At 28.6% G+C, this 12203-nt stretch carries 11 protein-coding genes, 11 tRNA genes and 1 pseudogene; 6 read left to right on the forward strand and 17 right to left on the reverse strand.

Annotation, left to right across the window (positions count from 1 at the left end; translation table 11 throughout):
- Nucleotides 1–24: 24 nt before the first annotated feature.
- Nucleotides 25–1152 (reverse strand): peptidoglycan DD-metalloendopeptidase family protein, encoded by a 1128-nt coding sequence (locus ACUN06_RS13315; RefSeq protein ID WP_294162380.1) that lies wholly within the window; start codon nt 1150–1152, stop codon nt 25–27.
- 245 nt (nt 1153–1397) lie between these two features.
- On the opposite strand from ACUN06_RS13315, the gene ACUN06_RS13320 reads away from it, so the two are divergent.
- Together ACUN06_RS13320 and ACUN06_RS13325 are read left to right on the forward strand one after the other, a co-directional pair.
- Nucleotides 1398–2402, forward strand: a complete 1005-nt coding sequence (locus ACUN06_RS13320; protein WP_291734868.1) for a DnaD domain protein — start codon at nt 1398–1400, stop codon at nt 2400–2402.
- Entirely contained in the window at nt 2395–3375 is a 981-nt protein-coding gene (locus ACUN06_RS13325) for an ATP-binding protein (protein WP_294369723.1), read from the forward strand. Before ACUN06_RS13320 ends, ACUN06_RS13325 begins: the two co-directional genes overlap by 8 nt.
- Nucleotides 3376–3510: 135 nt before the next feature.
- On the opposite strand, the gene ACUN06_RS13330 is transcribed toward ACUN06_RS13325, so the two are convergent.
- From ACUN06_RS13330 to ACUN06_RS13385, 12 genes are all read right to left on the reverse strand, one after another.
- Nucleotides 3511–3585 (reverse strand) — tRNA-Thr (locus ACUN06_RS13330).
- A 17-nt stretch (nt 3586–3602) separates the two neighbouring features.
- Nucleotides 3603–3679, reverse strand: a tRNA-Asp gene (locus tag ACUN06_RS13335).
- 6 nt (nt 3680–3685) lie between these two features.
- Nucleotides 3686–3761, reverse strand: a tRNA-Val gene (locus tag ACUN06_RS13340).
- Nucleotides 3762–3769: 8 nt separating this feature from the next.
- Nucleotides 3770–3844: transfer RNA gene (locus tag ACUN06_RS13345), tRNA-Glu, on the reverse strand.
- Between the two features lie 59 nt (nt 3845–3903).
- Nucleotides 3904–3980: transfer RNA gene (locus tag ACUN06_RS13350), tRNA-Asp, on the reverse strand.
- A 5-nt stretch (nt 3981–3985) separates the two neighbouring features.
- Nucleotides 3986–4061 (reverse strand) — tRNA-Val (locus tag ACUN06_RS13355).
- 8 nt (nt 4062–4069) lie between these two features.
- Nucleotides 4070–4144, reverse strand: a tRNA-Glu gene (locus ACUN06_RS13360).
- A 6-nt stretch (nt 4145–4150) separates the two neighbouring features.
- Nucleotides 4151–4225 (reverse strand) — tRNA-Thr (locus ACUN06_RS13365).
- 31 nt (nt 4226–4256) lie between these two features.
- A tRNA-Asp gene (locus ACUN06_RS13370) sits at nt 4257–4333 on the reverse strand.
- A 6-nt stretch (nt 4334–4339) separates the two neighbouring features.
- Nucleotides 4340–4415, reverse strand: a tRNA-Val gene (locus tag ACUN06_RS13375).
- Nucleotides 4416–4422: 7 nt separating this feature from the next.
- Nucleotides 4423–4497: transfer RNA gene (locus ACUN06_RS13380), tRNA-Glu, on the reverse strand.
- A 123-nt stretch (nt 4498–4620) separates the two neighbouring features.
- Nucleotides 4621–5202, reverse strand: a complete 582-nt coding sequence (locus ACUN06_RS13385) for a hypothetical protein (protein ID WP_449389939.1) — start codon at nt 5200–5202, stop codon at nt 4621–4623.
- Nucleotides 5203–5449: 247 nt separating this feature from the next.
- Here ACUN06_RS13385 and ACUN06_RS13390 point away from each other — a divergent pair, with 247 nt between their 5' ends.
- On the forward strand, nt 5450–6694 hold the full coding sequence (locus ACUN06_RS13390) for a BaiN/RdsA family NAD(P)/FAD-dependent oxidoreductase (protein ID WP_412345915.1): 1245 nt from the start codon (nt 5450–5452) through the stop codon (nt 6692–6694).
- A gap of 52 nt (nt 6695–6746) precedes the next feature.
- On the opposite strand, the gene ACUN06_RS13395 is transcribed toward ACUN06_RS13390, so the two are convergent.
- The gene (locus tag ACUN06_RS13395; protein ID WP_291736029.1) at nt 6747–7508 is read right to left on the reverse strand and encodes an acyl-[acyl-carrier-protein] thioesterase; all 762 of its coding nucleotides are present in this window, start codon (nt 7506–7508) and stop codon (nt 6747–6749) included.
- 91 nt (nt 7509–7599) lie between these two features.
- Entirely contained in the window at nt 7600–8430 is an 831-nt protein-coding gene (locus ACUN06_RS13400; protein ID WP_449389940.1) for an RNA-guided endonuclease TnpB family protein, read from the reverse strand.
- A gap of 106 nt (nt 8431–8536) precedes the next feature.
- Here ACUN06_RS13400 and ACUN06_RS13405 point away from each other — a divergent pair, with 106 nt between their 5' ends.
- Both ACUN06_RS13405 and tnpA read left to right on the forward strand, forming a co-directional pair.
- Nucleotides 8537–8683 (forward strand): hypothetical protein, encoded by a 147-nt coding sequence (locus ACUN06_RS13405; protein ID WP_291736033.1) that lies wholly within the window; start codon nt 8537–8539, stop codon nt 8681–8683.
- Nucleotides 8658–9066, forward strand: a pseudogene (gene tnpA, locus ACUN06_RS13410) (IS200/IS605 family transposase). The gene ACUN06_RS13405 and the pseudogene tnpA overlap by 26 nt, the downstream one beginning before the upstream one ends.
- A gap of 112 nt (nt 9067–9178) precedes the next feature.
- Here the strand turns inward: tnpA and ACUN06_RS13415 are convergent.
- Both ACUN06_RS13415 and ACUN06_RS13420 read right to left on the reverse strand, forming a co-directional pair.
- Entirely contained in the window at nt 9179–9379 is a 201-nt protein-coding gene (locus ACUN06_RS13415; protein ID WP_294127299.1) for a hypothetical protein, read from the reverse strand.
- A 125-nt stretch (nt 9380–9504) separates the two neighbouring features.
- On the reverse strand, nt 9505–10791 hold the full coding sequence (locus ACUN06_RS13420) for an adenylosuccinate synthase (protein ID WP_291735530.1): 1287 nt from the start codon (nt 10789–10791) through the stop codon (nt 9505–9507).
- 179 nt (nt 10792–10970) lie between these two features.
- Here ACUN06_RS13420 and ACUN06_RS13425 point away from each other — a divergent pair, with 179 nt between their 5' ends.
- Complete coding sequence (locus ACUN06_RS13425; protein ID WP_449389941.1) at nt 10971–12143, forward strand: NAD(P)-dependent malic enzyme; 1173 nt, start codon at nt 10971–10973, stop codon at nt 12141–12143.
- Nucleotides 12144–12203 lie beyond the last annotated feature (60 nt).

Genomic DNA, 12203 nt, shown 5'->3' on the forward strand with positions numbered 1-12203 from the left:
AAAGCACCATTAAATGGTGTTTTTTTATTGCTGTATATATTTTATTGGGTTAACAGGATTATTATCAACCCTAAGCTCAAAATGTAAATGTGGCCCTGTACTATTGCCTGTACTTCCAATTGCCCCAATTAAATCATTCTTTTTTACTATTTCTCCTACACTCACGTATATATTACTTAAATGTGCATAATATGTTTTCATATTATTATTATGTTGTAAAATTATCAAATTACCATAACCACCATTATTATATCCTGCATAAATAACTTCTCCTTCTAGTGCTGCACTAACATCTTCTCCTAAATCTTTTGCTATATCTATTCCTTTATGAACAGAATTACTTCTAACTTCACCAAATGTAGAACTTACATATCCTCCTTTAGTTGGATTTGATAAAAATGCTACTCCTGCTTCATAAGGACTTTTAATCCCTGTTTTAACAATCGTATTTACTACAGGTGTAATAATATTTTCACTTACTATATTTTCATTATCTTTATTTAACCCATAATAAGTAATTTCTTTATTAAGGAGCTTATTCCCCTGCACCCCCTGAATCACCTTTGTTTCACCACTCAATAATTCATTAGTTTCTTCAACAATTGTTTCTGGTTCTATAGTTTCTATTTCTTCTAATGTTACTTTTAACTTTAATCCTGATAAATTATCATTTATCACTTCTGCATTATATATTTCAGGTGCCATTTCTCCACTTTCATTCAAATATGTTATTCTATTTTTTTCATTACTTGAGCTAATAACTCCTAATAATTCTATTTGACTTATATTACTTATATCTAAATTGAGCTCATTTATATATGAATTACAAACTTCCTCTAACACAGAATACTTATCTTCTATAGATGTATAAAAGCACACTATACTATCCTTTATCTTAATATTATGACCTTGCAAATCAATATTTGTAATATTATTTGTATTACTATTAAATACACTTATAGCATTTATCTTATCTTCGTTTTTATCATCATTTTCATTATTTAAATTCATTACACTTTTATAAAAACCATTATTTTTTTCTGCACTAGTATTTTTATTAGGTAATATAAACATAAAACTTATAAGCATAATTATTGTTAAACTTATTAATTTTAATAATACACTTATTTTATTTTGCTTATTTAAATTCATTTTTAATTTTCCTCCTAAAGGACCAAATTTTTAAGCACATTTTTTAATTTATCCATATTTTTAATATTTTATGCATCTAACTAATTAAATTGTTTTGTTGAGGGTTAAGATTGCCTTTGTTATAATAAGTTTATTGTATAATATGAATTGCTTTTTTTAATTTATATTTAAATATGATTGCGTTAAAATAAACTTAAATTGATTAAGTTTAAATTCAAATAATACTTAAGAAAGGTAAAAAAATTATGAGCACTTTTATGTTAAAAAATAACTCATCAAACTTTACACTAGTAAGTAATGTGTTTATTGAAAAGTACATGCCAAAAGCTCGTGGAGAATTTATTAAAGTTTATCTATTAATGTTAAAATATAATAATTCTGGTGAAATGGGTGCTAACTCAACTATATTAGCTTCAACATTAAACTTACTTGAATCTGATATCTTAAATGCACTAAATTATTGGAACGACGAAGGTGTAATTAAGCTTATTCCAATAGATAAAATGGGTAATTATAATATTGAATTTATAGACTTAGTTGAAGACTCAAAATCTAGAAATAAAGAAGTTAACTTGCTCGAAGCATTAAATAAAACCTCAACTAAAGATATGCTAAATGATATCGAAAGATTATTAGGAAGGCCACTATCCCCTAAAGAAATGACTACTTATTTAAGTTGGCAAGAAGAATTTAATTTTTCATCTGAGTTAATTTTAATACTTATAGAATATTGTGTTTCTCGAGGCAAAAGCGATTATCGTTATATAGAAAAAGTTGCCATTGCTTGGCATGATATGAATATTACAAGTATTGATGATGCACAAAATTATATAAAGAAAACAGAAGATAAGTGGATAAAAATACGACATATATTAAATTATTTAGGAATAAAAAATCCTGAATTAATGAAACCTCAACAAGAAATGCTTGAGAAATGGATAATTGATTATGCATTTCCTTTAGAAGTTATAGAAAAAGCTTGTAATATTTGTTTCCAAAGATTAAATCGTTCTGATTTTAAATATATTGATGGAATTTTATCAAGTTGGAATAAAAATAACTTAAAAACTTTAGCTGCTATTGAAAATAAAGAAGTTGCTTATAAAGCTTCTCAATCTCCACATAATAATAAAAATTTTATTAAAAAAACCCCTGAGGTTAATCCTCTTAAATTTAATAACTTTGAAGCTCGTGAATATGATTATGATTCATTAGAAAAGAAATTGTTAGGATGGGATAAAGATGATTAAAGGATATCAAACGGAACTTATGGATATGTATGAAAAAATTCGTACTGATGAAAATCGTAAATTAATGAAAAGACGTGAAGAAATAAAAAATAAATATCCAGAAATATTAGAATTAGATACAACAATTCAAAAACTTTGTTTAAATTTATCTATGGCTGCATTAAGGGGAATTACAGATCAAAATGAATTAAATAACATTAAAGAAGAAATAACCGACTTAAGAGCTAAAAAATATGAAATGCTTGTATCTCATGGATATAATCCTGATTATTTAAATTTACACTACAATTGTCCAAAATGTAAAGATACTGGATTTATTGGAATAGACAAATGTTCTTGTTTTAAATCTAAATTAATTAAATTATATTATAAAGATTCAGATTTAGAAGAAGCTGTTAAAACTAATAATTTTAAAAACTTTAATATAAATTTATATTCTAATCATAAATTAAACGATGAAAGGTATACTCCTCGTAAAAATATAGAAGATATCCTTGAATATATAACTGGTGAATACTTACCAAACTTTAAAACTTCAAATACAAACCTTTTGTTTTATGGTAACTCTGGTACTGGTAAAACATTTTTATCATGGTGTATTGCTAAAGAATTATTAGATAAGGGATTTCTTGTAGTTTATAAAACTTCTGATGACCTTTTACGTGCACTTAAGGATATAAAATTTAATAATGATACTGATTTAGAAAATCTTCTTATTAATTGTGATTTACTAATTATTGATGATTTAGGTTCAGAACAAATTACCGATTTCTCATCTACAGAATTATTTACATTAATTAATAAAAAAATATTAAAAAATAAAAAGATGCTTATTTCTACAAACTTAAGTCTTCCTCTTATCTCAAAAAGGTATAGCGAAAGAATTTCTTCAAGAATAATTGGTGAATTTAAATTATTTAAATTTTTTGCAGAAGATATAAGAATACAACTTAATTTAAAAAGACAAAAATAAAAAAACAAATCCTAATAACTTAAATTTCTTTACTGAAATAAGTTATTAGGATTTTTTTAACTATATGTATTTATATAAGTTTGCTTTAATAATTATTTTTTAAAACAAAAAAAACTTCACCTTAGTGAAGTTTTTTGGAGCTTCATGTCGGAGTCGAACCAACAACCTGCTGATTACAAGTCAGCTGCTCTGCCATTGAGCCAATGAAGCATATTATAAAATTAAAATGGCGACTCAGAAGGGGCTCGAACCCTCGACCTCTGGCGTGACAGGCCAGCACTCTAACCAACTGAGCTACTGAGCCATTATTTGGTGGAAACAACAGGGATCGAACCTGTGACCCTCTGCTTGTAAGGCAGATGCTCTCCCAGCTGAGCTATGCTTCCATATAAAATGGTGACCCCTAGGGGAATCGAACCCCTGTTACCACCGTGAAAGGGTGGTGTCTTGACCGCTTGACCAAGGGGCCTAGTCTTTTGTTCACTACAATGCATTATTCATTTGTTTACATTGAGTTTTTTATAAAATTGGCGACTCAGAAGGGGCTCGAACCCTCGACCTCCGGCGTGACAGGCCGGCACTCTAACCAACTGAGCTACTGAGCCATTATTGGTGGAAACAACAGGGATCGAACCTGTGACCCTCTGCTTGTAAGGCAGATGCTCTCCCAGCTGAGCTATGCTTCCATATAAAATGGTGACCCCTAGGGGAATCGAACCCCTGTTACCACCGTGAAAGGGTGGTGTCTTGACCGCTTGACCAAGGGGCCATAAAATGGAGCTTCATGTCGGAGTCGAACCAACAACCTGCTGATTACAAGTCAGCTGCTCTGCCATTGAGCCAATGAAGCACATTTTTATGACTTTAATATTAAATTAAAGTGGCGACTCAGAAGGGGCTCGAACCCTCGACCTCCGGCGTGACAGGCCGGCACTCTAACCAACTGAGCTACTGAGCCATTATTTGGTGGAAACAACAGGGATCGAACCTGTGACCCTCTGCTTGTAAGGCAGATGCTCTCCCAGCTGAGCTATGCTTCCAAATAAATGGTGACCCCTAGGGGAATCGAACCCCTGTTACCACCGTGAAAGGGTGGTGTCTTGACCGCTTGACCAAGGGGCCTAGTTTTTTGTTTTTCCTACGCTCTCCCGAGCACATTACCTATAATACCTAAAATTATATATAGTGTCAACACTTTTTTTAATTTTTTTTTATATATTTTTTATTATGTAATATTAAAAACTTCTAAATCAGCATGGTTACCACATTTTCAGGATTTTTAACTTTTTCAATTGCCATACCATATCTCGCTAAAATATCTTCTTTTTCTTTAATTTCTTTATTTATTTTTTTTATTTCAAAAGAACAAATTTCAAAAAATTCTTCTTTATTTACTTCTTCAACTTTTATATTAAATCCACTTTTTTTAAAATTTTGTCCACTTGCATTTATTTTTATAGGTATAATTTCATTAATAACACATAAAATTTCTTTTTCCCATACTCCCCTTTTATTTATTGCATATTTATCTTTTAATAAGTTAAGACTTTTAAATTCAATATTATATTCATTTTCTATAGTATCTAAAATCGCCTTATATAACGCAACTGAAATTCCCCTATTTAATTTAATTTTTAAAAAATCATTATATTTAACTAAAAATTCATCTATTTCAGTTTCAGTAATAAATTCAACTGAATCCTTATTAAATACTCTTATTCCTTTACTATCTGGATAATTAACTACTACTTGATCATAATTCATTCTTCTTAATTTAAATTCTTTATTATAATCTTCACACTCAGTATTAACTATCTTAACAATCATTAAATTTCACCTCTAAATTTAGTATTCCTTAATTTTTTAAATTTATTATTTTATAATTACATAATTATTATTGCAGAACATAAGTCAAAACATTATCATATTTAGTAATTAGTAGTTTTAGCTAGTATTTTAAATTCAATTTATAACTTAATTCTTGTTTTAATACATATAAAACAAAATCACAAATTAAATTTGATACATAACTGCTAACTTCCAACTACTAACTAACAGAAAGGGGTTGTTTTATTTGCATCATGATTTAATAATTGTTGGTGGTGGAGCTTCTGGCTTAGTTGCTGCTATTACTGCAAAAGACTTTGGAATGGATGTTGCTATAGTTGAAGGAAGTGATAGAATTGGTAAAAAGATTTTAACTACTGGTAATGGTAGATGTAATATATCTAATAATTGTATTAAACCTCCATTTATTAATTATCATAGTTCTAATTCAGACTTTAAATTTTCAGCATTAGAAAAATTTTCTCTTGAAGATACAAAAAACTTTTTTTTATCTTTAGGACTTCCAATTGTATCTCTTCCAAATGGCAAACTTTATCCACAATCATTACAAGCTTCATCAGTTGTTGATATTTTAAAAATGGCTTTAGAAGATAGAAATATATCTTTATACACAAACTGCAAAGTAAAAGATATCCACAGGGGTAAAGAATTTAAATTATCCACAACTAATGAGGAGTTTAATTTATTCACAGCTAATAAAATTATTTTAGCTTGTGGAGGAAAATCTGCCCCAAAGACAGGTTCAGATGGAAGTGGTTATAAATTAACAAAATCGCTGGGTCATTCAATAACTGATTTGCTTCCTGGAATAGTTCAATTAAAATTAGATTATAATCATTTAAAAGCATTATCTGGAATAAAGTTTGATGGATATGTCACTCTTTTATGTGATGATAAAGCCATAAAAAAAGAATTTGGAGAAATATTATTTACTGACTATGGAATATCAGGCCCTCCTATACTTCAAATATCAGCCTTAGCTTCTGAAAATACCTTTAAGAAAAATAAAACAGAAATTATTGTTGATTTAATGCCAAGTTATACTCTTGAAGAATTAGAGGATTTTATAGAATGTCACTTTGCTTTACTTAGTCATAGACCAATAATAAATGCATTAATTGGTGTCGTTAATAAAAAACTAATACCTATACTTCTTAAGGAATCTGGAATTGATAATCTTCAAATGCCTTGTTATGAACTTTCTTGGCATGAAAAGAAAAAATTAATTAGCACCTTAAAATCTTGGAAATTTACATGTACAGGTACTAATGACTTTAATCAAGCACAAGTTACTGTTGGTGGCGTAAATACAAAAGAAATTAACCCTACTACATTAGAATCTAATATAGTTCCTAATTTATATTTTTGTGGAGAAATATTAGATGTACATGGTGATTGTGGAGGATTTAACTTACAATGGGCTTGGAGTTCTGGATATGCTGTTGCCCAATCAATTGCACAAAAAAAATAAACTGCTATATAAATATTTAAGACTGCTGTAACTTTGTAAGCAGTCTTAATATTTATACAGTGTAGTTTCTTACTTTACTCCATTTACTCTTTAAAATAGAAAGCTCTGTACCTTCATTATTTTCTATCTTATGCAATATTATTAATTCATCATTATATTCCCTTACTTCATATGATGCTATTATTTCAACTCCATACTTGCATTCTTTTTCAAAAACTACATTTAATTCTTTCAATTCATAATTTAATACAGTTTCTAATGGAAGTGATTCAACTGCCCACTCAACATATCTAACATTATTTACGTGCATATTAGAATCTATATCGCCATATCTAACCTTAAATATATTTTCATTATCTACCTTTTCCATTCTTTCTAATCTTTCTATTTTTAAATTTGATTTTTCATTTTTATCTACATTATAAGCTTCATATTGGTCTTCTGGTATCCTTATAGCTCTTCTCTTATCTATATTAATTAATAATAATATTCCTTCTCCCTCTACTATCTTTTCATTATTTTCGTCATACATTTCATATAACCTTGATGCATAAAACTTCTTAAAGCTACTCGCACTAGTAACTACCCTTATTTTTTCTCCAAACTTAGGATATCTCTTTACTTTTATATCATATTTATAAAATACCCATGCAAGTCTTCTTTCCGTTAAATAATCAATTCCAACACCTAAATCATTTGATTGAATAGCTCCTATATCACAAAAATAATTAATTATTGATGACATCTTACAATCCAATCTATAATTAACTTCATAATAATGGACTTCATATTCCTTTTCTGTCCTTACTCCCATTTATAACACCCCTTATTAATATTGAACTACCTCGGATACAAGACCACGAGGATTCTTTTAGCGTAGTCTGATATTTAAGTTTCCACTTGAATTAACAAGCCACCCTTATACGCTTGGGAGAGTCCAATTTCCCATTATCCCTCTTTAAGTTAATTAAGTCGGGAATACATTTTTCTGATTTTCTAAGTATGTTTAGACTTCCATTTATATCTGAATTTATAAGTCCATAACCACTTAGAAATAATCCTCTAACTATTCTTCTTGATTTGTTATAGTTCTTTTTTGTAATAGCTTCTAAGTCTAAAGCACTACATCCACTTGTATAGCTTTCTTCTTGGAATTTAACTTCTATGCCTTGCAGTTTAGCTTTGTAGCTTATTAGCTCTGCTAAACGTTGTATAGTCACTTGAACAAAGTTCTTATTATAGTTCATATTTTGCTTTATTCCTTTAAGTTTTCCTATTACTACTTTGCCTACATTATTTTCAATAGACTTGTCTATAATAGATTTAGAAACTTTGTGCATATAGTCATTTATATAGTTATTTCTATATCTTCTAATTTTATTAATTCTTTTAGTATTTTTAAACTTATCTGAACCACATTTAAACATTTCTATTGATTGTAAATGAGCTATTTTTTTATTAGTATAAGAATTAACTGATTTTAGCTTTTTACCACAAAAGATATATTGATTCAAACCATCTTTAAAGGTTAATGTGGCTATATTATCAAGTCCTAAGTCTATGCTTCCAACATTAGTTTTATTATTTTTCTCTATATCGTAATAAGTTTTTACACCATTTTCTCTTAAATCATAGTTGATAATATTATATAACTTAGTTGTATGATAAGATAATTCCTCTACTATTTCTAATTGTTTTTTACTAATACTTGGTTTGAATTTAAAACTTAACTTCATTTTTCCACCTCCTTACATATTTATCTATGTATTTATCATAGCTCTACATTGATATATGGTCAACTATGCATTATAATATGATTAAAAATATTGTGAGGTGAACAAAATGGCAAGAAAGAATATCAACACAACATTAGATGAAGAACTATACAAAAGCATTAGAATATTAGCACTCCAAAAAGGAGTTAATGCTAATGATTTAATCGAAGAAGGAATGAAACTTATAATTGAAAGAGAAGATAAGAAAAACTAAACATAGCGTATATAACATCAATTATCATATTGTATTTTGTCCAAAATACAGACATCATATATTTAAAGATGAATTAGAATATGAAATTTTGAAATTATTTAAAGTTATCTCATATAATTATGGTTTTTAAGTTTTAGAGCAAGAAATTATGCCTGACCACATTTATATTTTTATATCTGCTCCACCAACTATTGCACCAACATAACTAGTTAAAATCATTAAAAGTGTTAGTTCTAACGAAATGTTTAAAGCATTTCCAAGTTTAAAAAAAAATAAGTTTTTGGGTAGTGGATTATGGAGCAAAGGATATTATATCGGTACTGCTGGGGCAGTTAGTTCGGAGATAACTAAAAAAATATATACAAGACCAAAAATTAAAGTAATGGGCTTACAGCCTCGGGCATGAAGCCACGAGGTTTTACGCCCTAAATCTATAAAACCTATTATCTTTACTTAAATATCCATTAAATATATTTTTCTTTCAAATTAAATATTTTAATATAAGCCAGTTAAACCACTATTAATTTGATTAACTATTGAATTAATATCCACTCCATACTTTGTAGCAACATCTGATAAAGTAGAAAATTGATTTTCTGTAATAGCATATGTAGGAATTCCGTAACTCATTAATATATCTGCTGCTATTGGATTTTCACACATTATATCACTTAAAGTAGTATATTTATCAATCATAATATTCACCTCTTATATTTATACTTTTACTTATTAATATTTTGCTCATAGATAATGAATATTATTCAAAATAAAAATAAGCTATAATGTATTTAATAGCATTACAGCTTATTTGTCTTAATTTATTATAATGGTTTTACTCTCATTGTTTGATCTCTTCTTGGACCAACTGACACTATTGAAATTCTAGTGTCTGTTAACTCTTCTATTCTTTCTAAGTATTTTCTTGCATTTGGATGTAATTCTTCATAGCTTCTTGCATTTGCTACACTTTCATCCCATCCATCAAATTCTTCATATATTGGTTCACATTTAGCTAAATCTTCTAAACTTGCTGGGAAATAATCAATAATTTCATCATTAAACTTATATCCTACGCACATCTTAACCTTTTCTAATCCTGCTAATGTATCTATCTTTGTCACCGCTAATGAAGTTAATCCACTTACTCTTACAGAAGTCTTTAAAATAACTATATCAAGCCATCCACATCTTCTTGACCTTCCTGTAGTTACTCCATATTCATGACCCTTTTCTCTTATCCATTCACCAGTTTCATCTTCTAACTCTGTTGGGAAAGGCCCCTTACCAACTCTTGTTGTATAAGCCTTTGCTATACCTACAGCATTAGTAATCATGTTTGGTCCTATACCAACACCATTAGCTACTCCCCCTGCTGTTGTATTTGATGAAGTTACATATGGATATGTACCATAATCTATGTCTAATAACATTCCTTGTGCACCTTCAAATAACACAGTTTTATCTTCTTTAATTTCATTATAGACTCTTACTGATGTATCTTTTACAAAATGCTTTAATTTTTCTCCATACTTAGAATACTCTTCATATATTTCCTCAAAACTTAAAGGTTCTCCTCCAAGAACATTAACAATATATTTATTTTTCATTTCTATATTGTCCTTAAGCTTTTCTTTAAATACCTCTTTATCTATAAGATCACAAACTCTTATACCACATCTTTCAAACTTATCTGTATAACAAGGTCCAATACCTTTACCAGTAGTTCCAATATCATTTTTTCCTCTAGCTTTTTCTTTTAATTTATCTAAAACTTTATGATATGGCATAATAACATGTGCTCTATCACTAACTATTAATTTTTCTGGAGTTACTTTAACTCCTTCTTCCTTTAAATAATCAATTTCTGTAAAGAAGGCCTTTGGATCCACAACTACACCATTCCCTATTACATTAAGTTTTTCATCGTGTAATATACCTGATGGTATTAAGTGAAGTTTATATTGCTTTTCTCCAACCTCTACTGTATGACCTGCATTGTTACCACCTTGATATCTAACAACTACATTTGCCCCTTCAGCTAGGTAGTCTGTCATTTTCCCTTTACCTTCATCTCCCCATTGAGCTCCTAAAACAATAAATGCTGACATTTATACATTGCCTCCCTTTAATACATAATTGAATAGATTATATTTACTTTGATAATCCCCTATAACATGGTATCAAAGTAATTGTAAAATTTCAATAATTTTTACGAATATTTTTTTGCTTTATAAAACTATAATTCGTATAATTGTATTATAAACTTATTTCAAAAAGGAGTTTTACTATGAATATATATGAAGAATCATTACAATTTCATAAACAATTAAGAGGAAAACTAGAAGTATCTTCTAGAGTTAAAATTACAAATGAAAAAGATTTATCCCTTGCCTACACACCTGGTGTTGCTGAACCATGCAGAGAAATACATAAAGATCCATCAACTGCTTATCTTTATACAAGAAAATGGAATACAGTTGCTGTTATTTCTGATGGTACTGCTGTTTTAGGTCTTGGTGATATTGGTCCATTAGCTTCATTACCTGTTATGGAGGGAAAATCTATATTATTTAAAGAATTTGCTGATGTAGATGCATTTCCTATAGTTCTTGATACTAAAGATGTAAATGAAATAGTTGAAACTATAGTTAGAATTGCTCCTACTTTAGGTGGAATAAATTTAGAAGACATCTCTGCCCCTAGATGCTTTGAAATTGAAAAAAAATTAAAAGAACGATTAAATATACCTGTTTTTCATGACGACCAACATGGAACTGCAATTATAGTTTTATCTGGTTTAATGAATGCATTAAAAATAGTTAATAAAAAAGTAGAAGATTTAAAGATTATCGTTAATGGTGCTGGCTCTGCAGGTACTGCAATAACTAAGCTTTTATTATCTTATGGTGCTAAAAATATAATTGTTTGTGATAGAGATGGTGCTTTAAATAGAAATTCTACTTATAGTAATCCTTATTTTACTGAACTTTCTAATATTACAAATCCAAATAATGAATCTGGGTTATTATGTGATGTTATTAAAAATGCTGATGTGTTTATAGGGGTTTCCGCTCCTAACATAGTATCAAAAGAAATGGTTACTTCAATGAATTCTGATTCAATATTATTTGCTATGGCTAATCCAACACCAGAAATTTTTCCTGATGATGCTAAGAATGCTGGAGCAAAAGTAATTGGTACAGGTCGCTCTGATTTTCCTAATCAAATAAACAATGTTTTAGCATTCCCTGGAATATTTAGGGGTGCCTTAGATGTTAGAGCTACTGAGATTAATGAAGAAATGAAAATTGCAGCTGCTCATGCCATTGCTGATTCTGTTTCTGATGAAGAACTTAATCCAAACTATATTATTCCTAAAGCATTTAATTTAGATGTTCAAAAAAGAGTTGCCCAAGCTGTTAAAGATGCTGCTATAAAAAGTGGAGTTGCAACAATTTAAATAATTAAAGTTTTATTTAAATAATAAAAAATGGAAAAGATGTCACACAAATAATTTATG

Source organism: Clostridium sp. ETTB3 (assembly GCF_053571985.1).